The organism is Ruegeria sp. A4 (assembly GCF_056543025.1).
Genome location: NZ_JBQGAW010000001.1, coordinates 1667692 through 1692693, shown reverse-complemented (window position 1 = coordinate 1692693; position 25002 = coordinate 1667692). Strand labels below are relative to the sequence as shown.

Genomic DNA, 25002 nt, shown 5'->3' with positions numbered 1-25002 from the left:
GTTGCGTTGCGATTTGTTCAAGCGGCAGTTTGAATTCAAGGCGCGCGTCCTGGCGAAACACACCAAAACCATTCGTCAGACTTGATTGCACACGGGGCATCCCGGAATGCTGTGCGACATTCGGCCAACTGCTTGATCCAAAAAAAATACTGGGTGTAGACTGGGTTTCCGGCCCTCGGACCACGCTGGGGGGCGGACGATGGCCCGGCCAGGTTCAAATGAACCCAGCATAGGAGGCAGACCATGTATCGATTGCGACTGTTCGCGATTCGCAACGCCCGTGCGTTCGAGTGGATTTACAAATGTGTCGAACTGGGCATGGTCGCGATGGATCCGGTCTTTGCTAAGATCGGCTACAACCGCGTTGAACGCCCCATAGCGCTGGTCGAAAAAGGCGTCAAAAGTCTTTTGTTTGATTGCAAGATGTGCGGACAATGCGTTTTGTCTTCGACGGGTATGTCTTGCCCGATGAACTGCCCCAAGCAACTGCGCAACGGCCCATGCGGCGGCGTACGTCCCGGTGAGTTCTGCGAGGTGAAGCCCGATATGAAATGCGTCTGGGCTTTGGCCTGGGACGGGGCCAGCCGCATGCAACACGGGGGCGACAAGATAAAAGAGGTTCTTCCGCCCGTGGAACACACGTTGAAAGGGTCATCATCCTGGCTGCGGGTCAGCCGCGAGATCGCTGCACAGGAACGCGAGGCCCGGGACGCTGCCCGCGAAACGCTTGCGCAGGCGTTCCCGGAGGCGCGCGAAAACGAACCCTCTGCGGCACCTCTGGCTGCTGAACCCCCCAACGCGGTGAACCGGGAGCTGAAGAAATGAATGATGCCTATCGCAGCGAGGTCGAGCCGATCGGCTATGTGCCTGTTCCCGAAGGCTATGTTTCGCACAGTCGATTGGAAAGAGTTCTGCGTTCGGGCCGCTTTGCGGTGACCGCTGAACTGAACCCGCCAGACAGCGCTGACCCCGAGGATGTTTTTCAGGCGGCGCAGCCGCTGGGTGAAGTGGCGGATGCGATCAATGCAACCGATGCGTCTGGTGCCAACTGCCACATGTCTTCGATAGGGATCTGTGCGTTGTTGACCCGCGCGGGGTATTCTCCGGTCTATCAGATTTCCTGCCGAGACCGGAACCGGATCGCCATTCAGGGGGATGTTCTGGGGGCTGCGGCGCTGGGCGTCAGCAACGTGCTGTGCCTGACGGGCGACGGTGTCGGAGTTGGGGATCAACCGGGGGCAAAACCGGTGTTCGACTTCGATTCCCTGACCTTGCTGCGGACGATCCGAACGATGCGCGATCAAGGAAAGTTTCTTTCCGGCCGCAAGATCACGCGCCCCCCTCAACTGTTTTTGGGTGCGGCGGAAAACCCCTGTATACCGCCCTATGACTGGCGCCCGGAACGTCTTGCAAAGAAGGTCGAGGCGGGCGCCGAGTTTATTCAGACCAACTATATCTACGACATTCCGCTCTTTGAAAGGTTCATGGATCGTGTTCGGGATGCCGGTCTGGACAAAAAAGTATTCATCATCGCCGGTGTGGGGCCCATCGCTTCGGCACGCGCGGCACGCTGGATGCGCAGCAATGTGCCCGGAATTCACATCCCGGATCATGTCATCGAGCGGATGGAAAAGGCCGAAAAGCCCGCGGAAGAGGGCAAGAAGATCTGTATTGAACTGATCCAGCAGATTAGGGACATCGTCGGTGTTTCCGGGGTTCATGTGATGGCCTACAGGCGTGAACACGTGGTGTCGGAAATCATTCTGGAATCAGGTGCGCTGAAAGGGCGAAAACGAACTCGTTCTTCCTGACGACCTTGTGTGCAGTTGAGTGCCCAAACAAAAAAGGCGCCGGTCCGGCGCCTTTTGCAAAACTGTGTTTGCCAGTCAGTCGAACTTGCGCGACGGGGCAAGCACCATGGCTTCGCCGATCAGGACCTTCTTGCCCTCGACCGAACAATGGCAGTCTAGCTTGACGCGGCGCTTGGCAAAATCGATGTCGATCACTTTCACCTCGGCATAGACCATGTCACCCGGACGCACAGGCGCCAGGAACTTCAGTGACTGACCCATGTAAACGGTACCGTGACCCGGCAGTTGTTCACCAATCACGGCCGAGATCAGACCCGCCGTCAGCATTCCGTGGGCAATACGGCCTTCGAAGATCGTATCGCGGGCATAGTCGTCGTCCAGATGCACCGGATTCCGGTCGGTCGAGACCTGCGCGAACATTTCGATATCTTCATCCGTCACCACTTTGCGCAGGTGGCGGGACATGCCCATTTCGATGTCTTCGATACAGATCGTTCCGCGCGGAAGATTGTCCAACATGTTGCCCTCACTCGAAATCGGCCGTGAAAGAAAAAACCATCATTTGGCCAAGGTTGGCAACTTTATTACTTCGCAGTTGCAGAAAATCAAGTCTTTTCTTGCTACCTCAAGCGCCCGATCGTGTAGGTTGGATTGATCTTTTCCCTTTCAATATAGGCGGTTAGGGATTCGTGATGCGGATGATGCGACGTTTTTGTTTCTGCCGCGGCCAATCCGCCCGAGATGAACAGAGAATCAATGCCCTCTCCCATGCCGCCCAGAATGTCCGTGTGGGGGCCGTCGCCGATCACCAGAATGTCACTGTCGGGGATATCGTACCCCAGTTCCTGCAACCTGCGACGGGCCAGATCATAGATCGGGGGATGCGGTTTGCCGAAATACAGGCTCTCGCCGCCCATTTCGGTGTACAGCCTGGCCAAAGCACCGGCACACCATTCGCGCACCTCGCCGCGGTCCACGACAATGTCAGGGTTCGCACAAAGCAGTTTCATGCCCATCTGCTTGGCGTACAGGAAATCCGGCCGGTTCACATCCGGGTCGGCCATCGGGTCGAACGGGCCGCAGCAGACAATACCCTCGGCTTCCTTCAGCGGCACACGCTCGATATGGATGGGGTGATCCAGCAGTTTCAGCGGTTCGAAAAAGCCCGCATCGCGCTGCCACTCGCCCATGAAATAAACCTTGTGCCCCACAGCACCCCGGAACATCGCAGATCGCGCGGAATCCCCGCTGGTGGCGATGGTGTCATACGCGTCGGCGGGGACGTTGAATTGCACGAGTTGCTCTGCCACCCCGGCGCGGGGTTTGGGAGAGTTCGTGACCAAGACCACCAGTCCACCCTTGGCGCGATAGGCCTTCAGCGCTTCGACGGCCTCGGGGTAGGCCGTGATGCCGTTGTGAACACAGCCCCAAAGGTCGACGAACAATGCTTTGTAACGGTCCGAGATCTCGGAAAGCGAGGAAACGATCTGGGTCATGGGGGCCTCTGGGTCTGATATCGCGCTGGCGACAGCTATGGCAAAGCTTGGGCCCGAACACCATCCCGCATTCCCGTTTGCGCGAAGGAACGGGTGAAACTGCTACTCGTCTTCGGTAATTTCCGTGACGTCCGGGGCCTGCTGAACGTTTTCCGTTCCCAGGATGATCTGGGCCCCGATACGCGGCTGATACCGGATAATGGCTAGGTATCCGGGTCCAAGCTCCTCTTCCAGCACCCCGACCAGAGGGGTCTCACGCAGCTTGGGTGGCAGCAAACCGGCAATGGAAGAAACCTTGAACTGCGCTTCGGCGGGCAGATCGACGATCAGCCAAACCTCGGCCCGCTTGCGCTGAGCGTTGACGTCGATGCGGATGATTTCCACGGAAACCGGATCGGCCCATGCGCGAATGGCATCGGCCAGTTGCGCCTCGGTGCGCGTCTCCAGATAACGGTTGTAGGTGGACTTCCCAAGTTGCAGGACGACGACGACCAGAAACGCGATCGCGACAAAGACGCTGGCGGTAAAGTTCAGCTTGCGCTTTCCCTTGCTGAAAACCACGGACCGCGCGGCATAGACAAGATAAACCGCGCAGGCTGACAGAATGATCGCGCCAAGGTTCGTTGCGAAAAGCAGCCCTGCCTCATAGGCTTCGGCGGGTTCGTCAAAATACAACAGAATGCCCGAAGCCGACAGCGGGGGAACAAGCGAAACGCCGATGGCCGCGCCGGGTAGAAGGCTCAATTCGGATTTGTTGATCTGGACATAGGCCCCGGCCACACCGGCAGCGAGCGCGACGATCAGGTCTTCGGTGCCGGGATCGGTGCGCGCCAGGACCTGGTCGGGGATCAAAATGCCACGGGGAACATCGGCGACATAGACCAGAAACCATGCCATCATCACGCAGACAATGGCAGCCAGGCACACCGTAAACGCCAGCGTCACCGCGCGTTTCAGCCATCCCATGACCATCGCGGCGGCCACCCCGAGGATCGGGGTCATCAGCGGCGCCACAAGCATGGCCGCGATCACGACAGCGCCGGAGTTGCGCAGCAACCCCATGGTGGCAATCACGACCGACAGCGTCAGCAGCATTGCAAAGCGTCGCCAATACGCCGCCTTGTCGGCACCTTCAAAAAGAAGAATGCTGCGGGTGGTGCTCAGTTTTCGTACGACCATTGCATTTACCTGACCTGGGATGGGCTTTTGACCCCCGGTCAGACTAACAACCGACAACGCGTCCGCAAATGGCTGTCAGCAAAGAAAAAAGGCGCCCGAATTGGACGCCTTCAGATTTGGGTCGTTTGAGGATCAGACCTTCAGGTTCGGAATGATCTGCTTTTTGCGGCTCATGATACCGGGCAGAACGACGGCGTCGCCGTCCACGGTTGCGCCAAAGCTTTTCTCGGCCACGGTTTTGACCAGATCATTGGGGACCAGCAGCGTGGCCTCTTCGTTCAGGATATCAACCACGAACAGCAGCACCTGATCGACGCCGTCTTCCTTGGCAACGTCCACCATCGAGTCCGCCAGGCTGGCCTTGCGGTCCAGAACGACGCCGGGGGCGGTGGTTTCCAGAACCGAGACCCGGAATTTGGTGCCGTCGACCTCGTATTCTTTGCTGTCCATGCGGATCAACTCGGCGTCCGAGAAGGACGAGACATCCGATTTCGCCGCGAACATGTCTGCCGCATATGCCGAAATGTCCAGCTCGAGCTCGGCCGCCAGACGTTCTGCAACCTCGCGGTCATGCGCCGTGGTGGTGGGAGAGCGGAACTCCAGAGTATCCGACAGAATGCAGGTAAGCGCGGCGCCCTTGATGGCGTCGGGCATCTTGGCCGCATCTTCGCCCATCAGATCAACCATGATGGTGGCGGTGCAGGCCAGGGGGCGCACGGTGATGTCGATCGGGCCTTTGGTTTCCAGGCCACCGACCAGCTTGTGATGGTCGATGATGGCGCGGATGTCCGCGTCGTTGATGTTGGCCGGCAGTTCGGCGGGGTTGTTGGTGTCGACGATAACCACCGGAGTTTCCGCAGGCAGGTCCTCAAGGATCCGCGGCTTGGGCAGGTCCCAGTTTTCCAGCATGAATGTTGCTTCGGTGTTGGGTTCACCCAGCAGCACGGGTTCGGTCTGCTCACCCTTGACCTCGTTCAGGTACCACGACCACAGGATCGGCGAACCTGTGGAATCTGTGTCGGGGGATTTGTGGCCAAATACTAGCGTCGTCATGTCAGTGTCCTGCGGAATGGAAATTTGCGCGCCTTATAGGGCGGCTAAAAGCCGTTGTCACGCCGCTGAGCACTGTCTGCGACGCTTGGTCTGAAAACCGCTGGGTCCGTTCAGAATTCGGCGCGTGTCAGAACGTATCCGGCTTCTTCCAGTTGGTTCAGCAGGCCGTAATCATCGCTCAGGTGTCCCGCGCCGACCGCAATTACAACTGTCTGATCCCTGATGTCCAGAATCTGCGCCATCCAGTTGGCATTTCGCTGCACCAGCAACTGCTGCTCGAAATTTTGCCATTCCGCATCAAAGGCTTCGGGGCTCAAGCCCGACTGCTCAAGCCCCTGTAGGCGGGCAAGCTGTATGATCTCGGCGTGCTTTTCTTCCAGATACGCGTTGGCCATGGTGGCCAACTGGTCTGCATTGCCCTGCATCGCCCCGGACAGGCGCACAAGCGACTCGACCTGTTTCTCGAGCGGATAACTGTCGAACATGGCCATCAGGTCTTCGATTCGTTCCAGCGAGTGCTGCGGAATACCTTTTTCAACGGCCAGATCGTTCAAGCGGGCGTCCATTCCGTAAGTTGAATTCGGGTCCTCGATCATGCAGGGCGGAATGCTCAGCATCATGGTCAGGAACCACGGACGCATCTTCGCAGCCATCCAGCCGGGGATGCCGCGCTGGGCCAGGGCTGCGGACAGCGCATCCCATTCGTCTTCCGCCATCAGATCGATCAACGTAGGGCCCGAGGTAATCATTACCGCACTCAGGTCGTTGGCCATGGTCTTTTCGAAAGCGTCCATGTCGCGCTGAGTGACTTCGAAAAAAAAGGCGTCCGCTTTGCTGAGTTCGGGCGAAAGGCGGTCAATCACGTCTTCCATGCGCGGATCGTAACTGTGCAAAGTGCCGATGATGTGCAAAACCGTGTCGCCCTTGCGTGCAATCCAGTGATTGCCTTCAGGATAAGCGATCTGGGCCACTGCACTTTGCAATTTGGTCCGGGTTTCCTCGGGCAGTTGTGGCCGCAGATCCACCCCCTCGCATGCGGCCTGAGCCGAGATCGGAAACAGAAGGAACGCAAGAAAAGTGAGCAAACGCATGGGGCCAGCCTGAATGGTGTCAAGAAGTTGAACCCAGACTTAGCCACGCCACCTGCCGATGTTCAAGCCGCCCGTCTGGTATTCCCCGACAATCTGCGTAGCATGGCCACATGAACCGCGAGCAGGATCTCTATCCCCCGGTCAAGGCGCTGCTGGAGCGTCAGGGGTACACCGTCAAGGGCGAAGTCGGCGCAGCCGACATCGTTGCGGTGCGCGATGGGGATGCGCCGGTGATCGTCGAACTGAAACTGCGGTTCACGCTGTCCCTGTTTCATCAGGCGATCACCCGGCTGAAACTCACCGATCTGGTCTATGTTGCCGTCTGCAAACCCACGGGCCGAACGGCCCGGCGGGCGCTCAAGGATAATCTGGCACTCTGTCGTAGGCTTGGCCTGGGCCTGATCACCGTGCGGGCTGATGGCACGGTCGAGGTTCAGTGCGACCCCGGCCCCTACGCGCCCCGTAAAAACAAAGCCAGGGCCGCACGGTTGCTGCGCGAATTCGACCGGCTGCAAGGCGACCCGAACGCTGGGGGCGCGACGCGCCATGGTATCGTGACGGCGTATCGGCAGGATGCGCTGAAATGTGCGGCCTATCTGGCCGAGAATGGCCCGTCCAAGGGGGCTGATGTCGCCAGATCGGTCGCGGTCCCGGTCGCCACCCGGCTTATGCGGGAAAACCACTACGGGTGGTTCGAGAAGGTTGAAAAAGGCATCTATGGGCTTACGTCAGAGGGCGCAGAAGGGTTGAAGCATTGGGCCTATAGCTGGGAACAAGCTGACTGATCCATTTTGCAAAAAAAATCTCTCACAAATTGTTGACTCGGACTTTTAGACTCCCTAGCTATGCGTCGTTATCACTCACACACCCCGAGTGCTAACGCCTCGTCGGAAGGCGGGGGGAGGATAGATAAACTTTGAGCCCAAGGAGCTACAAAGATGGCATTGAAACCGCTTCATGACCGTGTGCTGGTTCGCCGCGTAGAGAGCGAAGAGAAAACCGCAGGCGGCCTGATCATCCCTGACAGCGCAAAAGAAAAGCCGAGCGAAGGCGAAGTCGTCGCAACCGGCGAAGGTGCGCGCAAGGACAGCGGCGAACTGATCGCAATGGCTGTCAAAGCTGGGGACAAGATCCTGTTCGGCAAATGGTCAGGCACCGAAGTCAACGTCAACGGCGAAGAGCTGCTGATGATGAAAGAAAGCGACATCATGGGGATCATCGAGTAAGCGCGCGCTTTCTCTGATCTTCATTTCAAACTTATTTCTCAAGGAGAAACGACATGGCTGCAAAGGACGTCAAATTCGACACCGATGCCCGCAATCGTATGCTGAAGGGTGTGAACATCCTGGCCGACGCGGTTAAAGTGACCCTGGGCCCCAAAGGCCGCAACGTGGTTCTGGACAAATCTTTCGGCGCGCCGCGCATCACCAAGGACGGTGTTTCGGTTGCCAAGGAAATCGAACTGGAAGACAAGTTCGAAAACATGGGCGCGCAGATGGTGAAAGAAGTCGCCAGCCGCACCAATGACGAAGCCGGCGACGGCACCACCACCGCAACCGTTCTGGCACAGGCGATCGTAAAAGAAGGCCTGAAGCAGGTTGCAGCTGGCCTGAACCCGATGGACCTGAAGCGCGGTATCGACCTGGCAACCGCCAAGGTTGTTGAAGGCATCAAAGAAGCCTCGCGCGAAGTCAAAGACTCGGCAGAAGTTGCCCAGGTTGGCACCATCTCGGCCAACGGCGAAGCCGAAATCGGTCAGCAGATCGCAGACGCGATGCAGAAGGTTGGCAACGAAGGCGTCATCACCGTCGAAGAAAACAAAGGTCTGGAAACCGAGACCGACGTTGTCGAAGGTATGCAGTTCGACCGCGGCTACCTGTCGCCTTACTTCGTCACCAACGCAGACAAGATGATTGCAGAACTCGACGACTGCATGATCCTGCTGCACGAGAAGAAACTCTCGTCGCTGCAGCCGATGGTTCCGCTGCTGGAACAAGTGATCCAGTCGCAAAAGCCGCTGCTGATCATCGCGGAAGACGTTGAAGGCGAAGCGCTGGCAACTCTGGTTGTCAACAAACTGCGCGGCGGCCTGAAAATTGCTGCTGTCAAAGCACCTGGCTTCGGCGATCGCCGTAAGGCCATGTTGCAGGACATCGCAATCCTGACTGGCGGTCAGGTTATCAGCGAAGATCTGGGCATGAAGCTCGAGTCCGTCACCATGGACATGCTGGGCACCGCCAAGAAAATCGAAATCACCAAAGACGAAACCACCATCGTCGATGGTGCTGGCGAGAAAGCCGAGATCGAAGCACGTGTTGCTCAGATCCGCACCCAGATCGAAGAAACCACCAGCGACTACGACCGCGAGAAGCTGCAAGAGCGCGTTGCCAAACTGGCAGGCGGTGTTGCCGTTATCCGCGTCGGCGGCATGACCGAAGTCGAAGTGAAAGAGCGTAAGGACCGTGTGGACGATGCTCTGAACGCAACACGCGCTGCCGTTCAGGAAGGCGTTGTTGTGGGCGGTGGTGTTGCTCTGGTCCAGGCCGGTAAAGCACTGGAAGCTCTGAAAGGTGCAAACGCCGATCAGGACGCAGGTATCAACATCGTTCGCAAGGCAATCGAAGCGCCGCTGCGCCAGATCGCCGAGAACGCGGGTGTCGACGGCGCGGTTGTAGCCGGTAAGGTCCGTGAATCGTCGGACGCAGCGTTCGGCTTCAACGCGCAGACCGAAGAATATGGCGACATGTTCTCGTTCGGTGTGATTGACCCGGCCAAAGTGGTTCGGACTGCTCTGGAAGACGCTGCATCGGTTGCTGGCCTGCTGGTCACCACCGAAGCAATGGTTGCCGACAAGCCGGCCAAGGAAGGCGCGGCACCTGCCGGCGGCATGCCCGACATGGGCGGCATGGGCGGCATGATGTAAGCACGCCGAATTCGCCTCTGGCGAATTCTGGCGACCCGACAGGCGCTTGGCGGTATCGCCAAGCTGCCGAGGGGGGAGCCTTGGAGCTTGAGAACGGGGTCGCCTTCGGGCGGCCCCGTTTTGTGTTGACAGTTCTGTTTTCAAGGCGTGTTTAGACGCTGCTTTGTCCGCGCCGGATGTCTGTTCCCACAACCTTCGCGAAAGTGAGTGTGCAAATCCCGCCCGAACGGCTATGCGGATGGCATGAGATTGTTTTTGCTCACCGCCCTGACCATGTGTGCCTTTGCGGCGAACTCCATTCTGAACCGGCTGGCCATCGACAGCGGAGCCAGCGATCCGACCGGATTTGCCATCGTTCGGGTTTTGGCGGGGGCCGTGGTCCTGGCCGCTCTTGTGCTGGCACGCGGAGGGCGCCTTCCGCTGCGCAATCGAAGGCGGATCATTGGCGCGGGGTCGTTGACGCTCTACATGATCGGATTTTCAATCGCCTACCTGACGCTGGATGCAGGCTTGGGTGCATTGATTCTGTTCGGCGTGGTGCAAATTACGATGTTTTCTGTGGGCGCATTGACGGGCGCGACTCCGACCGCCCGGCAGGTGGCGGGGGCAGGGGTTGCGCTTGCTGGTCTTGCCTATGTGCTGTGGCCGACTGGCGCCGTTCAGGTCGACTTGGCTGGCGCGGCTCTGATGGCCGCCGCCGGTATTGGTTGGGCCCTCTACTCGATAGCGGGTCGATCAGAAACAAACCCGCTGGAGGGAACGGCCGCAAATTTCATTGTCGCATTGCCGTTGACCGCCCTGGCGATGCTTGCCGGCGGCAGCGCCTGGCAGATGAGCGGGGCGGGATATCTGCTGGCCGTCCTGTCCGGCGCGGTAACATCCGGGCTTGGTTATGCTTTGTGGTACCGTGTTTTGCCTCAACTGGCCCCGTCCGTGGCGGCTGTCGTTCAACTCAGCGTGCCGGTGATCGCAATTCTCGGCGGTGTCGCCTTTCTGGGCGAGATTGCCGGAGCACGGCTGATCATCGGGGCCACGCTTGTTTTGGGCGGTATTGCGCTGGCCGTGCTGCGACGTCACCGGGGCTAGGGCTTTTATCAAAGGCTGATAGGCTTTATCTGGCGGTTATGAAACTTTTGATTGCCTTGCTCTTCTGCCTCGTTCCCGCCGCAGCCAGTGCGAAATGCGTGATCCTTCTGCATGGTCTCGCGCGCACCGAGGCCTCGTTCACCGTGATGGAGCAGCTGTTCAAGGCGCATGACTATACCGTTGTGCGCCACGGGTATCCATCGACCGAAATCGGTATTCCGGAACTGGCAAGGCAAACCATACCGGACGCGCTTGCGGCATGTGGCGATGACAAAGCCAATGTCGTTGCGCATTCCATGGGCGGTATCCTGTTGCGCTATTGGCTCAAGGACCATCGGCCCGAAAACCTGGGTCGTGTCGTCATGCTCGGCCCGCCCAATCAGGGCAGCCAGTTGGTCGATGAGCTGAGCGCATGGGAAGTGTTCGGGTATCTGAACGGCCCGGCGGGCCTGCAATTGGGCACAGGTCCCGAAGGCATTCCGCGCCGCCTGCCGCGGGTGGATTTTGAACTGGGGGTGATCGCGGGTGAGAATTCGCTCAACCCGCTGTTTTCATCGCTGATCGACGGGCCGGATGACGGCAAGGTTTCGGTTGAAACCACCAAGGTCGAAGGGATGAAGGATCATCTTGTTTTGCCGGTGACCCACACCTTCATGATGAACAACCCACGCGTTATGGCACAGGCGCTGCATTTCATCGAATTCGGCCGCTTCGATCGACAGATCACCTGGCTGGACGGGGTGATGGAGATAATCGATGAGATCTGCATCGGGCAGGATTGCTCGGAACCTGACTCGGAGCCCACACGATGACCTCTCTGGATCTGACTTTGACCGGCGCAGAGGTCCTGTTGCCGGGGGATGGTCTGTCGCGCTGCGATCTCTCGATGGCGGAGGGCGTCATTCAGCAAGATCGGACCGGGCGCAAGGTTGACCTGACCGGTTATCTTGTCCTGCCCGGTATCGTCGACCTGCACGGGGACGGGTTCGAACGCCACATCGCCCCGCGCCGGGGCGCAATGAAGCAAATGAGCGAAGGCATTCTGGCAGCCGAAGCCGAACTGGCCGCCAATGGCATCACCACCGCCGTTCTGGCCCAGTTCTACAGCTGGGAAGGTGGCGTGCGTGGCCCCGAGTTTGCCGCGCAGGTGTTTCAGGCCATCGCTGCGGTCAAGAACAGCACCGTCACGGATCTGATCCCGCAATTGCGGTTCGAGACTAACATGCTAGGGGATTACGAGGGTCTGGCCCATCGCATCGCCGAATGGCAGGTGCCCTATGTGGTGTTCAATGATCACCTGCCGCATGATCGTTTGGCGCAGGGCAAAAAGCCGCCGCGCCTGACCGGGCAGGCGTTGAAGGCCGGACGCAATCCGGATGCGCATTTTGAGATGCTGCTCCATATGCATGCCCGTAGGAACGAGGTTCCCGCTGCCGTCGAAGCACTCAGCGCCGAACTTGTCTCAATGGGGGTGCGTTTGGGCAGCCATGATGACGCGACCGCCGAGACTAGGGCATGGTGGCACGACCGGGGCGTGCGCATTGCCGAATTCCCCGAAAAGCTTGAAGCCGCCGAAGCCGCGCGTTCCGCCGGGGATCACGTTATCCTCGGCTCTCCCAACGTTGTGCGGGGCGGATCACACAAGGGGAACGCAAGCGCCGTCGAACTGATCGCCATGGGGCTCTGTGATGCGTTGGCCTCGGATTATCACTATCCCAGCCCGCGCCGCGCAGCGTTGATGCTGGCCAAAACCGGTCTGCTGGATCTGGCCGGTGCCTGGGCGCTGGTCTCGTCCGGCCCCGCGCGGGTGCTGGACATGCAGGACAGGGGCACGCTCGCGCCGGGAAAACGCGCGGATCTGGTCATCCTGGATGCGGACACCCATCGCGTTGCAGCCACCTTGGCCGGTGGGCGCGTCAGTTACATGTCAGGCGACATCGCCGCCCGGTTTCTGGGTTAGGCCCCGAAAAACCTTTATCTTTTCCCAAATTCTCTCGCCGAAGGCGTCGCGCGCAGGCGCGACAGCCTCAACGTTTGATGCGGTTGAAATGCCCCATCTTGCGCCCGGCCTTTACCTCGGCCTTGCCATAGAGATGCAGCGCCACATCCCGCTCGCGGGCCAGCTCAGGTACACGGTCCATGTCGTCGCCGATCAGGTTCTCCATCACGACGTCGGAGTGGCGTTGCCCGTCCCCCAAAGGCCAGCCCGCCACCGCACGGATATGCTGTTCGAACTGATCCACGGCACAGCCGTTCTGCGTCCAGTGCCCCGAATTGTGAACCCGCGGAGCGATTTCATTCACGATCAGGCCGCCGGGCGTCACGAACAGCTCAACACCCATCACGCCAACATATTCGAGAGCGTTCAGGATGTTCGCCGCCAGCAGGATTGCATCTGTGCGCTGGGCCGGGGACAGGCGGGCGGGGATGGTGGTGGTGCGCAGGATGCCATCGTGGTGCTCATTCTCACCCGGATCGAAACAGGCGACCTGACCGTCCAGACCACGGGCCGCGATGATCGACACCTCGTGCGAGAAATCCACGAACCCTTCCAGAATGGCTGGTGCCCCGGCCATATCGGCCAGAGCGGCCTCGGCATCCTCGGGCTTGCGCAGCCGGGCCTGCCCCTTGCCGTCATAGCCGAAGCGGCGGGTTTTCAGGATGGCGGGTGTCCCGATCTGTTCGATCGCCGCATTCAGGCTGTTCAGGTCGGCGATATCCGCAAACGGGGCCGTCTTCAGGCCCAGCTCTTGCAGAAATGTCTTCTCGGTCAACCTGTCCTGGCTGACCCGCAAGGCCTCGCGCCCGGGGCGGATCGGGCGGTGCGCTTCCAGAATGTCCAGCGCTTCGGTCGGGATGTTCTCGAACTCATAGGTGATGACATCGACCGCATCGGCAAAGGCTTTCAGCGCATCTGCATCGTCATAAGCAGCAGTGGTGACGCGATCCGCAACCTGCCCCGCCGGTGGGTTCGCACCCGGCTCATAGATATGGCTGACAAAACCCAGCCTGGCGGCTGCCACGGACAGCATCCGGCCCAGCTGACCGCCCCCCAGAATCCCGATCACTGCACCTTGGGCGAGCATTTCCGCCATCTTCAACTCTCCAAACGTTTGCCAATTGCCCCAAGCGCGGACCGCAGCGCCTCGTGCGCGCCCCCGTCTTTCAGGGCGTCCGTCATTTGCAGGCTCAGCGTGCCCTCGGTCGCCAGGGCGTCACGCTCCTGCGCCAATCGTCCGGCGGCGCCTTTTTCCATCGAGGCCAGAAAACCCGCCATCAACTGCGTTGTATAGAACTCGGCCCCGTCCGCATCACCGGTTGCGTCACCCAGCCATTCGGCACCGGTGGCCATCAGGTCCAGAATGCCGGGAACCATGGCACAAATGGCGAAATGCGCGTTCAGCGCGGCTTCATCCGCAACCTTGACCACGGGGTTTTCCGGTTCAAACAGATCCGCCAGCAGGCGATCATTGCCAAAAGCCGCCATCGGGCAGCCGCCGGTTTCCAGAAAGCCCAGCGGGATGGTCTGCACGAAATCCGACGCCGGGGCGCAAAGCGCGGCCAGATGCTCGGCCGAAACCGCCGCCATGACCGACACGATCTGCTGATCGGCGCGGAATGTCAGCGGGTCCAGAACGTCGGCCGCGATATGCGGGCGCAGGCACAGGAACACGATGTCCGAGGTGTCAATCACGGCCTGAGGCGCAGCTACGGTTACGCCCAGTTCCGCCTTCAATGCGGCTGAAACCTTGGCGTTGCGCTCGGTCACGCTGATCTGGTGCCCCTTGGCGGCCATCAGCCGCGCAATCGGCGCGGCGATATGGCCGGTTCCGATAAAGCCGATCCGGTTCATCCCTGCGGTTCCTGGGGGATCGAGGCTGACAACGCGTCACGCCAGCTGTCCAGCCTTTCGGCCAAAGCATCATCCTGCAATGCAAGAATGCCCGCCGCCATCAGGCCGGCATTGGCCCCGCCGGCGGACCCGATCGCCATGGTCGCCACCGGAAACCCTTTGGGCATCTGCACGATGGAATACAGCGAATCCACGCCCGACAAGGCTCGGGTCTGCACCGGGACGCCAATCACAGGCACCCGCGTTTTCGACGCCATCATGCCCGGAAGATGCGCAGCCCCACCTGCACCTGCAATGATCACCTGCAACCCACGCGAAACGGCGGTCTTGCCATAATCCCACAGCCGGTCCGGCGTGCGGTGGGCGGATACGATGCGCGCTTCGTAGGCGACGCCCAGTTCGTCCAGAATATCCGCGGCTTCCTTCATCGTGGGCCAGTCCGACTGGCTGCCCATGATGATCCCCACTTTCACATCGCTCATCCGCATACGTCCCCGCGCTCAGAAAGAGCGCGCACTATAGCCAAATCCGGTTGGCTGGCAATGCGGTACAGGGCGTTCAGGCGATGATATCGGGCGTCAGGCGGTCTTCGATCAGGCGGATGATGTCTTTCAGGCGCAGTTTCTCTTTTTTCAGGCGCCGCAAGGTCAGTTGATCGGCCGTTCCCTTGTCATGCAATGCCTGAATCGCCTCATCCAGATCGCGGTGCTGTCGGCGGAAGACCTCAAGCTCAACACGCAATACTTCATCTGTTTTCATCGAAAGATCGGTAGGCGCGTTCATTGGCGACTCGAGTTGGTTGTGGTGCTTGGCCAACAAGATAGTGTGTCAGACGTTATCGCGCCAGACCTTGTGGACATCCTGGTTTCTTCCCATATTCTATTGCAGGCGGTTGCCAGAACGGGGCCGCACACCACGTCGCTTTTACAAAGAAGGACGAAAATACGTGTCGAAACTTACTCTTGGCTCATACCCGCATCTTTTGGGGTTCGAGCAGTTGGAACGCCTTCTGGAACGGTCTGCAAAGGCCGGAAATGAGGGATACCCGCCCTATAACATCGAACAGACCTCGGATTTTTCCTATCGCATCACTCTTGCGGTGGCCGGGTTTGCCGAAGAGGATCTGTCAATCACGATCGAGGATCGCCAGTTGGTGATCCGGGGCCGTCAGCGCGACGACAGCGAGGGGCGCATCTTCCTGCATCGCGGCATTGCGGCGCGTCAGTTCCAGCGCATGTTCGTGCTGGCCGATGGCGTCGAAGTGGGCGAGGCGATCATGGAAAACGGTCTGCTGCATGTGGATCTGACCCGCGCCGTGCCGGAAACTGTGGTTCAGACGATCAACATACGGAAGGGGTAAGAGCAATGAATACACCGATTGAAATCAACGCCCAAGGCAACCGTATTGTCTATGTCAAAACGGTTGAAGTATCTGAATTGCCTCGGGAAGTTCGTGAACAGGCCGGCGATCTGGATCAGCTTTACGCCGTCCACGATTCCGACGGGCAGCAACTGGCGCTGGTCGCCGACCGCAAGCTGGCCTTCGTGCTGGCGCGCGAACATGACCTGTCTCCGGTGGCCGTTCACTAGGCGGCCTGAAACTCTGCTGAAAAGACGTGACATTTTCTGCCTATGCAGTGATCGTGCCACAAATGCTAAAGCAGGAGTGGCATTATGGGCTGGTTTGACTTTGACTGGGTGGACGCCTTCAGTGATCGCGCCTTTGGTGGCAACGGATGTGCCGTCGTCCATGAAGGTGCGCGCCTGACGCAAGAGGTCTGCATGGCCTATGTGCGCGAAACCTCTCTGGTCGAATGCACCTTTACCGGGCCGTCCGACGTGGCCGACATCCGCGTCCGCTACTTTCTGGCCAGCCGCGAAATTCCCTTTGCGGGGCATCCGACTATCGCCACCGTCGCGGCGATGCGATCCCGCGGAATGATCTCGCGCGATCGTCTGACGCTGGAAACCGGTGCCGGCCTGGTGTCGATCCGTTTGCAGGGGGATCAGATCGAAATGACTCAGGTCGCACCGCAATTCGGTACGCGCGTCCCAGCGGAACTGGTGGCGGAAGCGGTCAGCCTGCCACCGGAGGCCATCATTTCTCCGCCTCAAATGGTTTCAACCGGCTTACCGTTCTGCATCACCGTTCTGCGGGATCATGCGGCCTTGCGGGCCGCTCAACTGGTTGAAGGCCCGTTGCGCAAAGTGGCTGAAACTGCGGGGTATTCCGGCTCGGACATGGCCGAGCCGTTTCTTGTCACGCTGCAAGGGGCAACCGATGAGGGGGATACGTTTTCACGCCTTCTCTTAGCACCGCCCAGCCCGCCCGAAGATCCGTTTACCGGGTCTGCCACCGGTGCGATGGCCGCCTATTTGTGGAAACATGGCTTGATGCAAAAGGAAAGCTTCATCGCCCAGCAGGGTCACGATATGGGCCGCCCCGGGAAAGCCATCGTCACGCGTGTCGGCCCGTCTGATGCGATGACGGGCATCAAGGTTTCTGGTCAGGGGCATATCCTTATGCGCGGGCAGGTCGACCTTCCGGAAATGCCGATAAACTAGGCGGGAGCCGACCAAGGGCTGACCCGCGAAACCCTGGCCGGATGCCACGGGCTACATCCAGGCCAACCGCAGAATCGGGGCCGTACTTGGTTCGATCCCGTGTCGTTTACACAACCTGTCCAGATATGACCCTGAAACCGGCAGCCCGGCCATCCGGTTGGCCATCAGTTTCTTCTGATGGCCGTAGATGTGTACCGAATGCACGGCTTCGGTTTCGATTTCGTTCGTCGCGATGCGCGGATCATGGAGCTTCCACAATTCCTCCTGGGCCAGCGGATAAAAGGTTTCGGCAGCCATGGCATGGTGGTCTTCTGCCGTCTGGCGCAGGAAATGGCCAAAGGCTTTGGGCCCCGAACTGGCCCAGGGCAGGGCTTCGATGCCCCAGCGTTCCCCTCTGGCGGTTCGTTCCCGATTGTGGCGCTGCAATCTGCGTCCACGCCAGGGTTGGGACGGGTTAGACGACATGACAAATTTCAGCATCTGTTCCAGGGTCGCCGATCTTGTGGGCAGGCGCAGCACACCAGTTAGGAAGTCACCCCGCCTGGAGCGACCGAACACGAAATCCGTCGAAAATTCAAACGCCCGTACGCAATAGGCATCCAGATCGACCCAGATCATCTCGCCTTGCCGCATCAGGTGCAGCCGGAAAATATCCGAGAAGACGGCAACGCCCTGTCTGTCTTCGGCCTTGACCACAAAAGGCGGGGGCCAGAAAACGTCTCTGGCAGGGCAGGTTTCGACGCCTGCCGGAATGCCTTTTACCTCGTGCGCGACATACAGGACGAAGCGGTGGCCATGATCCAGAAAGGACTGAAGGCAGAGTTGCTCCAACCAACTCAGATCGGATCCAAACCAGAAACTGGCAATGGTCGGAGACCTGTTCGTCATCTCAGTTTCACACCCGCCTTGAGGTCCTGAAAACCATCAGGACCAGCGGCAATTGTCAATCGAAGACCAAAAAAAGGAACGGCCCCCGGAATGACCGGAGGCCGCCAAACAAAGTCTGATGAGACCGTTATCCGTTTGCTGCGATCAGGCCCATGCTTTCCAGTTTCAGCAGCACCTGATGGGCGCAGTTGTCGACCTCGACATTTTCGGTTTCGACGCGCAGCTCGGGGTTTTCCGGAACATCGTAAGGGTCCGAGATGCCCGTGAACTCCTTGATCTTGCCCTCGCGCGCAAGCTTGTACAGACCCTTGCGATCGCGGCGTTCGCATTCCTCGATGCTGGTGGCCACATGCACCTCGCAGAAGGCTCCGAACTGTTCGATCTCTTCCCGCACGGCACGGCGTGTGGTGGCATAGGGCGCAATCGGGGCGCAGATGGCGATGCCGCCGTTCTTGGTGATCTCGGACGCCACATATCCGATGCGACGGATGTTCAGGTCGCGGTGTTCCTTCGAGAAGCCCAGTTCCGAGCTGAGATTCTTGCGAACGATGTCGCCATCCAGTAGCGTCACCGGGCGGTCGCCCATCTCCATCAGCTTGACCATCAGCGCGTTTGCGATGGTCGACTTGCCCGAGCCCGAAAAGCCAGTGAAGAAGACGGTGAAACCCTGCTTGGAGCGCGGCGGGAAGCGGCGGCGCAGTTCCTCGACCACCTCGGGGAACGAGAACCACTCGGGGATTTCCAGCCCTTCACGCAGGCGGCGGCGCAGTTCGGTGCCCGAGATGTTCAGGATCGTGACGTTGTCCTTGTCGAGAATCTCGTCATTCGGTTCGTACTGGGCGCGTTCCTGCACATAGACCATGTGCTTGAAGTCCACCATTTCAACGCCGATTTCGTCCTGGAACTGTCGGAACAGATCCTGCGCGTCATAGGGGCCGTAGAAATCCTCACCTTTGCTGTTCTTGCCGGGGCCCGCGTGGTCGCGGCCGACGATGAAGTGGGTGCAGCCGTGGTTGGCGCGGATCAGGCCGTGCCAGACGGCCTCGCGCGGGCCAGCCATGCGCATGGCCAGGTTCAGCAGGCTCATAGAGGTGGTCGAGGCGGGGTACTTGTCCAGCACTGCCTCGTAACAGCGCACGCGGGTAAAATGATCGACGTCGCCCGGTTTGGTCATGCCCACGACCGGGTGGATCAGCAGGTTGGCCTGTGCCTCTTTGGCGGCGCGGAAGGTCAGCTCCTGATGCGCGCGGTGCAGCGGGTTGCGGGTCTGGAAGGCCACGATGCGGCGCCAGCCCAGCTTGCGGAAATAGGCGCGCAATTCATTCGGGGTGTCGCGGCGCCCACGAAAATCGTAATGCACCGGTTGTTGGATTCCGACCACCGGTCCGCCCAGATAGACCTTGCCGGCCACGTTGTGCAGATAGTTCACTGCCGGGTGGGCATCGTCATCGGCGCCAAAGACCTTCTCGGCCTCGCGCGACTTGTCCGGAGTCCAGCGGTCGGTCACGGTCATGGTGCCCAAGATCACGCCTTCCTGATCACGCAGAGCGATATCCTGCCCAAGTTCGATCTGATCCGCGAAGTCTTCGCTGACATCCAATGTGATGGGCATTGGCCAAAGCGTTCCATCGGCCAGGCGCATATTCTCGACCACATTGTCGTAATCCGCTTCGCTCAGAAATCCCTTGAGCGGGTTGAACCCGCCATTCATCAGCAGTTCCAGGTCGCAGATCTGACGCGGGCTCAGATCCCAGCTGGTCAGGTCGGCCGCTTCCACCTTCAGCTTCTGCGCCGAATCGTATGACACATACAGTTCGGGGATCGGGGCCAGATTGCTTAACATCGTCATTGGAATTCTCTTGTCGCAGTGTTGATTTGCCAGTGGATATCAGGCGGTTTCGAGGCGTTTGCACCGACTGACAGGCGAAGTCCACAGGCGTGAATGTAACAAAGGAGGATATGCGCCGAATATTTTTGAATTGGAAGGAATTTCTAATTCACGGGTCAAATCGATGATCTGATCCTTGCGATCAGAGGTTATTGGTTCATGCAGAGAATTTCTGTTCCTGTTTTGTGGCGTTCTGCTCAAGTGTGGACGCACGGGTGACGGGCAGGGCGGGAATCGGTTCAGACACGCCGCGCAGCTGGAACAATCTGATGCCGTTCTGGGGCACGACGACACCTGCGGCCTTCAGCAACTCTTCCGAGACCAGCAGTTCGACCTTCAGCGCCTTGGTTTCGCTTTCCAGACGGCTGGCGACATTGACGGCGTCGCCGATTATGGTTTTCGACGCATGGCCCGCAGCTCCGATCTCACCCACCACCAGATCCCCAAGATGCAGACCCATCCCGATGCGAATGCCGGGGCTGCCTTCGGCCTCGAGCTGTGCGTTGAATTCATCAAGGGCGTGACTGATGTCGATGGCGGCTTTCAACCCGGCACGGGCGGACGCCGCCGCATTCGGCTTTTCAAAAACGGCAAGCAGCCCGTCTCCCATATATTTGTCCACGACACCGCCTTCCTTGGTGATGGCAGGCACGACGGCGTCGAAAAACCGGTTCAACAGGAACACGATGTCATAAGGCAATTGACCGGTCGTGCGCGCGGTAAAGCTGCGCATGTCCAGAAACAGCACAGCCAACTGACGTTCCTGACCCTGGCTGGCATGTCCGCGTATGCGCCCGCCATCTGGCCTGAAAACCCGAAAAACGGTGGTGGGTTCCGTAGGGCGTATCTGGCAGGCCAATCGCGTCTGCGGCGAGGCGCCCACAGCGGCAAGGCTGCGTGCTTCGACGTCGCCGGGCGGCGGCAGGGCGTCGCTGCCATCCTCGACGATGACCCGGCATGTGGTGCAGCGCCCCTTTCCACCGCACAGGGCGGCGTGCGGCACGCCGTTCACCTGCGAAATCTCAAGCAAGGTCATGCCTTTTTCCGCGACCACCTCGGGCCCTTTGGCGTAATTCACGCGCACTGAATGCCTGCGCCGCCACAGTTTGCGCCCGATGTAAACCAGACCCGTCACCCCCAGAGCCAGCCAGAAGATCAAAAGGCCATAGTCTTTTACACTGAACAGGGTCTGGAAGGCTTCGGGTGATGGCCAGTTGTAATGCTCGATATATTGCTCGCGCAGGAATTCATCAGCAAAGTCTGCCCAGATGCGACGCCCTTCGGTCAGCAATCCGGCCAGCGCGAAAAACGGAACGAAAACTGCAACGCCGATCAGATAGGGTTCGACCCGCGGCCACCACCGGGTCAGCCGCAACCACATATGCAAGCCGATGCAGCCGTGTATCCAAACGATCAGCAGCAAGGCGCTTTGCATCCATACGGCGATACTGGGCCACATCAGAATGATGATATATCCCATCTCGTCATTGACGTCATAGATCTCGTGCGCGACCCGCGTCTGCACGATGTGCGAGATCAGTTGCAGCGGAATCAACAAGCCCAGAACGACCTGCAATGCCGTGCTGAAGGGCATGCGCAGGGTTCTGCGTTGCGCGATCGATGTCAGGGCCAGACCTGCATGCGTGAACAGGGCAGCGTAAAAAAGCACGCTCATGACATCGTGGCGTGTGACGGCCTTTCGACCATCCTGCATCCCGTGCAGGTAATCCGTGTGAAACAGGCCCAGGCCAATATTTATGAAGTGAAAGAACGCGAACACAAACAACACAAGACCACTGACGATCCTGAGTCGGGTTGACCACCCGCCGCGCCAAAGAGCGTTGTTCAAATGTTCACCTGTTTTTCGCTTTTCCCTCGGCAATCCTGATACGCCGCCGGCTGGGGGTCAAGGGATTGGCGGTCGGCATCGGCCGTTGATCAGGGATCGCGCCGCAACCTGTGCCCTGCGGCGCCCCCTGCAACCCCGGGGGGCTGCCGCGAAAAGGCTGGCGATCTTCGGATCTGAATTCACCGGGGCAGCCCCGCAACATTCAGAATTCGCGTTATTCGTTTTCCGCCAGGAACCGTTCGGCATCCAGTGCCGCCATGCAGCCCATACCGGCGCTTGTGACCGCCTGACGATAGACGTGATCGGTCAGATCGCCCGCTGCGAACACGCCCGGAACCGAGGTTTCCGTGCTGCCCGGTTTGGTGACGACATAGCCACCCATATGCGTTTCAAGCGTGTCCTTGACCAGCTCGTTCGCGGGCGCGTGGCCGATGGCAACAAACACGCCTTTACAGGGGATTTCAGTGATCTCTCCGGTTTTGACATGCTTGACGCGAACGCCCTCGACGCCCAGCGGCGCGTCGGTGCCGATCACTTCGTCCAACTCGTGGAACCACAGCGGCTCGATTTTGTCGTTCTTCATCAGCCGGTCTTGCAGGATCTTTTCCGCGCGCAGCTCATCGCGGCGATGGATCAGAGTCACCTTGCTGGCGAAATTGGTCAGGAACAGGGCCTCTTCCACGGCCGTGTTGCCGCCGCCGATCACCACGATTTCCTGTCCGCGATAGAAGAACCCGTCGCAAGTGGCGCAGGCTGAAACGCCAAAGCCCTTGAACTTTTCTTCCGACGGCAGGCCCAGCCACTTGGCGCGCGCGCCGGTCGCCAGAATGACGGCGTCCGCCGTGTAGGTAGTGCCGCTGTCGCCCTTGGCGGTGAAGGGGCGCTGGCTGAGGTCCAGATCGTTGATGATGTCGCCAATCACTTCGCAACCCATGGCCTTGGCATGATCCTGCATCCGGATCATCAGGTCCGGGCCCTGTACCTCGGTGTCGCCGGGCCAGTTCTCGACCTCGGTCGTTGTCGTCAGCTGGCCGCCGGGCTCGATACCCTGCACCAGGATGGGTTCCAGCATGGCGCGGCTTGCGTAAACGCCCGCAGTGTATCCTGCCGGCCCCGATCCGATGATCAGAACCTTGGTGTGTCGTGTGTCGGCCATGGTAACTCCGCTCGAATTGCCTGAATTGGGCTTTTGGCCCGTCGCCCCGATATAGCGACCGACAGACCCGGCTTAAAGCCCCTTACTGTTCAAGGCCGTTCAAGCCACCTTGCGCAGGGTCAGGGCGAAATGAGAGATTTGAAAACAAAGAAAATTGCGCATGTACGAAACATTATTGCGCGCGCGTGGGGGGCTGATATAAGAACCGCAATAATCAGGAGCATTTGATGGTCACGACTCGGCTGGATGATATCGACCGCAAGATTCTGGCGGAACTACAGGCAGACGGTCGTATGACCAATGTGGAACTTGCCAAACGGGTCGGAATTTCGGCGCCGCCCTGTCTGCGCCGGGTGCGCACACTGGAAGAATCCGGCTATATCACCGGTTACCACGCCGAGGTGAATTCCCGTGAGTTGGGATTCGAGGTGCAGGTGTTCGCCATGGTCGGTCTTGACAGTCAGGCCGAGACCGAGCTGCGCGCGTTCGAAGAACGCTGCCGCGAATGGCCGCTTGTCCGTGAATGCCACATGCTGAACGGCGAGGTGGACTTCATTCTGAAATGCGTCGCACCCGATCTCAGCAGTTTTCAGCAGTTTCTGACCGGTGAACTGCTGACCACGCCAAACGTGGCCAGCGTCAAGACTTCGCTTGTTATCCGCGGCGCAAAAGACGAACCAGGCGTGCCGTTCGACGTTCTGGAAGAACGAATGAACCGGACGGCGTAACCCCCAGACGTTTTGCAGGTGCGGTGTTCGGTGGCAGCATGGCAGCCACCGCCAAGGATAGAATCCAACTTAGTAACAGCTGCATGATGCCCCCCATAATGCAGTAATCGCTATCGTACTCAGGCTGTCATCGCGTCGATTTCTCCGTCCCCGGCACGCGGCATCAGCAGCGGACCAAAATCGTTGAGCGACTCGATATGCGCAAACAGGTTCAGATAAACCGACCGCAACGAGTGGCTGATCATCCGGACCGCGTTCACACCTGGGTGATACGTTTCGAACTGTAAACCATCTACCCGAATAACGGAATGCCGTTTCAGACAAATGTGAAACAGTTCAACTGGCGTCGGCGGCATTGTTTCAATCACGCCCGTTCCATCCTGAAATTCGGATACAGGTGTCAGAATCGGGTCATTTCCGTACAAATGCCGTAAATGTGTCGGTGTGCCCACGATCCGTGCCGCAGGCCCGGCGATTACACCCGACATCGGCTTTTGCATCCCGAATGTATCTGCCGTGACGCGCGTAAGCGGCCGTGTGCGGCCCCGCGAATCCGGACGTCCCGGGATCAGAGTGACAGATCCCTTCCAAAGCACGGTTTCCGACGCGCCATCCTGCGTCAGGACAGTATCCCCTGGCATCAGGTCTTCGATGGCCATGGGCCCATGTTCCGTTTCAACCAGCGATCCGCGCGTGAAGGCACAAAAAGCGTCTTCGAACATTGGCAGAGCGGGCGCGATGTGTCTGGTCTGAACCACGTTTCCGTTTTTCAACAGGCTGCTGACTTCATACCGGCGCAGCTGAGCCTTTGGTTTCGCAACCGGCCGCGGTGCTTCCCGCAGCATGGCTGTCGTTTCGATCGCATTTCTGGCCGCACGGGCCAGTGAACTAGGAATAGTCATAAATATTCCTTCCCCTCAAATTGTCCGGTCAGGCGCGGCGTATCCCCGTACAGGCCAACCTGGCGAACTGGTTCTTTGTCTTGAAACAAATGGTTGACCCTTGGGCGGCGGTCGGTCGGACCCCGCATTGCGACAAAATCTCGCTTTCCAATGGTCAACACATTGACCCCCCAGACAAACTCGTACTTCACGGGCGAAAATTGCCCGCACACACACAACTCCTGAATTCGTCTCGACCCCCTCAGATCGCGACGCACCACACATCGGGCAGGAGCAAGCCCAAAGCGCGTTCACCCAATCGAGACCGGCAGCTTGGCCTCAGGGTGTTTCTGTCTCAGCGTCGTGCCGCGATGCGGCTGGCGACCCTGACAGAATGGCTTGATACCCGCTTCCACGGCATTTCCAGCTTCTGGCTCCGCGTGGCGGCAACCATGGCTTTGAGAAAGCGAGATTTGGTTTTCATTTTCTGGTCCTGCTCTGAACGGGTTTGTTTCCCGCATCCGTTATGAACCTTTTGTGACGCATGTTTGCGGC

At 59.3% G+C, this 25002-nt stretch carries 27 protein-coding genes; 12 read left to right on the top strand and 15 right to left on the bottom strand.

The window, feature by feature from the left end:
• The first annotated feature begins 243 nt into the window (after positions 1-243).
• Together ACR0E2_RS08355 and ACR0E2_RS08350 are read left to right on the top strand one after the other, a co-directional pair.
• The gene (locus tag ACR0E2_RS08355) at positions 244-825 is read left to right on the top strand and encodes a methylenetetrahydrofolate reductase C-terminal domain-containing protein (protein ID WP_480446065.1); all 582 of its coding nucleotides are present in this window, start codon (positions 244-246) and stop codon (positions 823-825) included.
• Complete coding sequence (locus tag ACR0E2_RS08350) at positions 822-1811, top strand: methylenetetrahydrofolate reductase (RefSeq protein ID WP_480446064.1); 990 nt, start codon at positions 822-824, stop codon at positions 1809-1811. Before ACR0E2_RS08355 ends, ACR0E2_RS08350 begins: the two co-directional genes overlap by 4 nt.
• Before the next feature lie 75 nt (positions 1812-1886).
• Here ACR0E2_RS08350 and ACR0E2_RS08345 read toward each other — a convergent pair whose 3' ends face one another.
• The 5 genes from ACR0E2_RS08345 to ACR0E2_RS08325 all read right to left on the bottom strand — a co-directional run bounded on the left by ACR0E2_RS08345 (position 1887) and on the right by ACR0E2_RS08325 (position 6630).
• Positions 1887-2330, bottom strand: a complete 444-nt coding sequence (locus ACR0E2_RS08345; protein ID WP_117872517.1) for a MaoC family dehydratase — start codon at positions 2328-2330, stop codon at positions 1887-1889.
• A gap of 101 nt (positions 2331-2431) precedes the next feature.
• Positions 2432-3307 (bottom strand): TIGR01459 family HAD-type hydrolase, encoded by an 876-nt coding sequence (locus ACR0E2_RS08340; protein WP_152458999.1) that lies wholly within the window; start codon positions 3305-3307, stop codon positions 2432-2434.
• 102 nt (positions 3308-3409) lie between these two features.
• The gene (locus tag ACR0E2_RS08335) at positions 3410-4486 is read right to left on the bottom strand and encodes a DUF389 domain-containing protein (RefSeq protein ID WP_480446063.1); all 1077 of its coding nucleotides are present in this window, start codon (positions 4484-4486) and stop codon (positions 3410-3412) included.
• 132 nt (positions 4487-4618) lie between these two features.
• On the bottom strand, positions 4619-5539 hold the full coding sequence (locus ACR0E2_RS08330; protein ID WP_171229002.1) for a manganese-dependent inorganic pyrophosphatase: 921 nt from the start codon (positions 5537-5539) through the stop codon (positions 4619-4621).
• A 110-nt stretch (positions 5540-5649) separates the two neighbouring features.
• On the bottom strand, positions 5650-6630 hold the full coding sequence (locus ACR0E2_RS08325; protein ID WP_480446062.1) for a TraB/GumN family protein: 981 nt from the start codon (positions 6628-6630) through the stop codon (positions 5650-5652).
• Between the two features lie 110 nt (positions 6631-6740).
• Here ACR0E2_RS08325 and ACR0E2_RS08320 point away from each other — a divergent pair, with 110 nt between their 5' ends.
• The 6 genes from ACR0E2_RS08320 (at position 6741) to ACR0E2_RS08295 (ending at position 12599) form a co-directional block, all read left to right on the top strand.
• Entirely contained in the window at positions 6741-7415 is a 675-nt protein-coding gene (locus ACR0E2_RS08320) for a DUF2161 domain-containing phosphodiesterase (RefSeq protein ID WP_171118784.1), read from the top strand.
• A gap of 153 nt (positions 7416-7568) precedes the next feature.
• On the top strand, positions 7569-7856 hold the full coding sequence (gene groES, locus ACR0E2_RS08315; RefSeq protein WP_152458994.1) for a co-chaperone GroES: 288 nt from the start codon (positions 7569-7571) through the stop codon (positions 7854-7856).
• Between the two features lie 53 nt (positions 7857-7909).
• Positions 7910-9553 carry a chaperonin GroEL gene (gene groL, locus ACR0E2_RS08310; RefSeq protein WP_152458993.1) on the top strand — a complete coding sequence of 548 codons (1644 nt, stop codon included), beginning with the start codon at positions 7910-7912 and terminating at the stop codon, positions 9551-9553.
• Between the two features lie 243 nt (positions 9554-9796).
• Positions 9797-10639, top strand: a complete 843-nt coding sequence (locus ACR0E2_RS08305) for a DMT family transporter (protein WP_480446061.1) — start codon at positions 9797-9799, stop codon at positions 10637-10639.
• A 38-nt stretch (positions 10640-10677) separates the two neighbouring features.
• On the top strand, positions 10678-11451 hold the full coding sequence (locus tag ACR0E2_RS08300; RefSeq protein ID WP_480446060.1) for an alpha/beta fold hydrolase: 774 nt from the start codon (positions 10678-10680) through the stop codon (positions 11449-11451).
• Positions 11448-12599 (top strand): alpha-D-ribose 1-methylphosphonate 5-triphosphate diphosphatase, encoded by a 1152-nt coding sequence (locus ACR0E2_RS08295; protein WP_480446059.1) that lies wholly within the window; start codon positions 11448-11450, stop codon positions 12597-12599. Before ACR0E2_RS08300 ends, ACR0E2_RS08295 begins: the two co-directional genes overlap by 4 nt.
• Positions 12600-12666: 67 nt before the next feature.
• Here ACR0E2_RS08295 and ACR0E2_RS08290 read toward each other — a convergent pair whose 3' ends face one another.
• From ACR0E2_RS08290 to ACR0E2_RS08275, 4 genes are all read right to left on the bottom strand, one after another.
• On the bottom strand, positions 12667-13734 hold the full coding sequence (locus ACR0E2_RS08290; RefSeq protein ID WP_480446058.1) for a 5-(carboxyamino)imidazole ribonucleotide synthase: 1068 nt from the start codon (positions 13732-13734) through the stop codon (positions 12667-12669).
• A gap of 2 nt (positions 13735-13736) precedes the next feature.
• Positions 13737-14492 carry an NAD(P)-binding domain-containing protein gene (locus ACR0E2_RS08285; RefSeq protein ID WP_480446057.1) on the bottom strand — a complete coding sequence of 252 codons (756 nt, stop codon included), beginning with the start codon at positions 14490-14492 and terminating at the stop codon, positions 13737-13739.
• Positions 14489-14974, bottom strand: a complete 486-nt coding sequence (purE, locus tag ACR0E2_RS08280) for a 5-(carboxyamino)imidazole ribonucleotide mutase (RefSeq protein ID WP_152458987.1) — start codon at positions 14972-14974, stop codon at positions 14489-14491. The genes ACR0E2_RS08285 and purE overlap by 4 nt, the downstream gene beginning before the upstream one ends.
• Before the next feature lie 76 nt (positions 14975-15050).
• Complete coding sequence (locus tag ACR0E2_RS08275; protein ID WP_152458986.1) at positions 15051-15275, bottom strand: YdcH family protein; 225 nt, start codon at positions 15273-15275, stop codon at positions 15051-15053.
• A gap of 163 nt (positions 15276-15438) precedes the next feature.
• Between ACR0E2_RS08275 and ACR0E2_RS08270 the strand changes: the two genes are divergently transcribed.
• The 3 genes from ACR0E2_RS08270 to ACR0E2_RS08260 all read left to right on the top strand — a co-directional run bounded on the left by ACR0E2_RS08270 (position 15439) and on the right by ACR0E2_RS08260 (position 17057).
• Positions 15439-15852 (top strand): Hsp20 family protein, encoded by a 414-nt coding sequence (locus ACR0E2_RS08270; protein ID WP_058275530.1) that lies wholly within the window; start codon positions 15439-15441, stop codon positions 15850-15852.
• Positions 15853-15857: 5 nt separating this feature from the next.
• Positions 15858-16082: a DUF1150 family protein gene (locus ACR0E2_RS08265; protein WP_171168916.1), complete on the top strand. Its 225-nt coding sequence runs from the start codon at positions 15858-15860 to the stop codon at positions 16080-16082.
• A gap of 84 nt (positions 16083-16166) precedes the next feature.
• Entirely contained in the window at positions 16167-17057 is an 891-nt protein-coding gene (locus ACR0E2_RS08260) for a PhzF family phenazine biosynthesis protein (protein WP_171228995.1), read from the top strand.
• Between the two features lie 51 nt (positions 17058-17108).
• On the opposite strand, the gene ACR0E2_RS08255 is transcribed toward ACR0E2_RS08260, so the two are convergent.
• The 4 genes from ACR0E2_RS08255 to trxB form a co-directional block, all read right to left on the bottom strand.
• The gene (locus ACR0E2_RS08255; RefSeq protein WP_480446056.1) at positions 17109-17945 is read right to left on the bottom strand and encodes a hypothetical protein; all 837 of its coding nucleotides are present in this window, start codon (positions 17943-17945) and stop codon (positions 17109-17111) included.
• Positions 17946-18072: 127 nt separating this feature from the next.
• Positions 18073-19794, bottom strand: coding sequence for a bifunctional sulfate adenylyltransferase/adenylylsulfate kinase (locus tag ACR0E2_RS08250; protein ID WP_152458982.1), 1722 nt, complete (start codon positions 19792-19794; stop codon positions 18073-18075).
• A 196-nt stretch (positions 19795-19990) separates the two neighbouring features.
• The gene (locus ACR0E2_RS08245) at positions 19991-21682 is read right to left on the bottom strand and encodes an adenylate/guanylate cyclase domain-containing protein (protein ID WP_480446055.1); all 1692 of its coding nucleotides are present in this window, start codon (positions 21680-21682) and stop codon (positions 19991-19993) included.
• A 214-nt stretch (positions 21683-21896) separates the two neighbouring features.
• Positions 21897-22838: a thioredoxin-disulfide reductase gene (gene trxB / locus ACR0E2_RS08240; protein WP_171638927.1), complete on the bottom strand. Its 942-nt coding sequence runs from the start codon at positions 22836-22838 to the stop codon at positions 21897-21899.
• A 227-nt stretch (positions 22839-23065) separates the two neighbouring features.
• On the opposite strand from trxB, the gene ACR0E2_RS08235 reads away from it, so the two are divergent.
• On the top strand, positions 23066-23566 hold the full coding sequence (locus ACR0E2_RS08235) for an Lrp/AsnC family transcriptional regulator (protein WP_152458979.1): 501 nt from the start codon (positions 23066-23068) through the stop codon (positions 23564-23566).
• 119 nt (positions 23567-23685) lie between these two features.
• On the opposite strand, the gene ACR0E2_RS08230 is transcribed toward ACR0E2_RS08235, so the two are convergent.
• Together ACR0E2_RS08230 and ACR0E2_RS08225 are read right to left on the bottom strand one after the other, a co-directional pair.
• The gene (locus tag ACR0E2_RS08230) at positions 23686-24468 is read right to left on the bottom strand and encodes a Hint domain-containing protein (protein ID WP_171168906.1); all 783 of its coding nucleotides are present in this window, start codon (positions 24466-24468) and stop codon (positions 23686-23688) included.
• A 334-nt stretch (positions 24469-24802) separates the two neighbouring features.
• Positions 24803-24931 (bottom strand): hypothetical protein, encoded by a 129-nt coding sequence (locus tag ACR0E2_RS08225; protein ID WP_256367481.1) that lies wholly within the window; start codon positions 24929-24931, stop codon positions 24803-24805.
• Positions 24932-25002 lie beyond the last annotated feature (71 nt).

Coding starts and splice junctions, on each gene's coding strand:
- ACR0E2_RS08325 (WP_480446062.1), bottom strand. CDS start 6,630: ATGCGTTTGCTCACTTTTCTTGCGTTCCTTCTGTTTCCGATCTCGGCT.
- ACR0E2_RS08225 (WP_256367481.1), bottom strand. CDS start 24,931: ATGAAAACCAAATCTCGCTTTCTCAAAGCCATGGTTGCCGCCACGCGG.
- ACR0E2_RS08265 (WP_171168916.1), top strand. CDS start 15,858: ATGAATACACCGATTGAAATCAACGCCCAAGGCAACCGTATTGTCTAT.
- groL (WP_152458993.1), top strand. CDS start 7,910: ATGGCTGCAAAGGACGTCAAATTCGACACCGATGCCCGCAATCGTATG.
- ACR0E2_RS08275 (WP_152458986.1), bottom strand. CDS start 15,275: ATGAACGCGCCTACCGATCTTTCGATGAAAACAGATGAAGTATTGCGT.
- ACR0E2_RS08235 (WP_152458979.1), top strand. CDS start 23,066: ATGGTCACGACTCGGCTGGATGATATCGACCGCAAGATTCTGGCGGAA.
- ACR0E2_RS08355 (WP_480446065.1), top strand. CDS start 244: ATGTATCGATTGCGACTGTTCGCGATTCGCAACGCCCGTGCGTTCGAG.
- ACR0E2_RS08345 (WP_117872517.1), bottom strand. CDS start 2,330: ATGTTGGACAATCTTCCGCGCGGAACGATCTGTATCGAAGACATCGAA.
- ACR0E2_RS08285 (WP_480446057.1), bottom strand. CDS start 14,492: ATGAACCGGATCGGCTTTATCGGAACCGGCCATATCGCCGCGCCGATT.
- ACR0E2_RS08290 (WP_480446058.1), bottom strand. CDS start 13,734: ATGGCGGAAATGCTCGCCCAAGGTGCAGTGATCGGGATTCTGGGGGGC.
- ACR0E2_RS08260 (WP_171228995.1), top strand. CDS start 16,167: ATGGGCTGGTTTGACTTTGACTGGGTGGACGCCTTCAGTGATCGCGCC.
- ACR0E2_RS08295 (WP_480446059.1), top strand. CDS start 11,448: ATGACCTCTCTGGATCTGACTTTGACCGGCGCAGAGGTCCTGTTGCCG.
- ACR0E2_RS08300 (WP_480446060.1), top strand. CDS start 10,678: ATGAAACTTTTGATTGCCTTGCTCTTCTGCCTCGTTCCCGCCGCAGCC.
- ACR0E2_RS08330 (WP_171229002.1), bottom strand. CDS start 5,539: ATGACGACGCTAGTATTTGGCCACAAATCCCCCGACACAGATTCCACA.
- groES (WP_152458994.1), top strand. CDS start 7,569: ATGGCATTGAAACCGCTTCATGACCGTGTGCTGGTTCGCCGCGTAGAG.
- ACR0E2_RS08335 (WP_480446063.1), bottom strand. CDS start 4,486: ATGGTCGTACGAAAACTGAGCACCACCCGCAGCATTCTTCTTTTTGAA.
- ACR0E2_RS08255 (WP_480446056.1), bottom strand. CDS start 17,945: ATGACGAACAGGTCTCCGACCATTGCCAGTTTCTGGTTTGGATCCGAT.
- ACR0E2_RS08250 (WP_152458982.1), bottom strand. CDS start 19,794: ATGACGATGTTAAGCAATCTGGCCCCGATCCCCGAACTGTATGTGTCA.
- ACR0E2_RS08305 (WP_480446061.1), top strand. CDS start 9,797: ATGAGATTGTTTTTGCTCACCGCCCTGACCATGTGTGCCTTTGCGGCG.
- trxB (WP_171638927.1), bottom strand. CDS start 22,838: ATGGCCGACACACGACACACCAAGGTTCTGATCATCGGATCGGGGCCG.
- purE (WP_152458987.1), bottom strand. CDS start 14,974: ATGAGCGATGTGAAAGTGGGGATCATCATGGGCAGCCAGTCGGACTGG.
- ACR0E2_RS08350 (WP_480446064.1), top strand. CDS start 822: ATGAATGATGCCTATCGCAGCGAGGTCGAGCCGATCGGCTATGTGCCT.
- ACR0E2_RS08230 (WP_171168906.1), bottom strand. CDS start 24,468: ATGACTATTCCTAGTTCACTGGCCCGTGCGGCCAGAAATGCGATCGAA.
- ACR0E2_RS08320 (WP_171118784.1), top strand. CDS start 6,741: ATGAACCGCGAGCAGGATCTCTATCCCCCGGTCAAGGCGCTGCTGGAG.
- ACR0E2_RS08340 (WP_152458999.1), bottom strand. CDS start 3,307: ATGACCCAGATCGTTTCCTCGCTTTCCGAGATCTCGGACCGTTACAAA.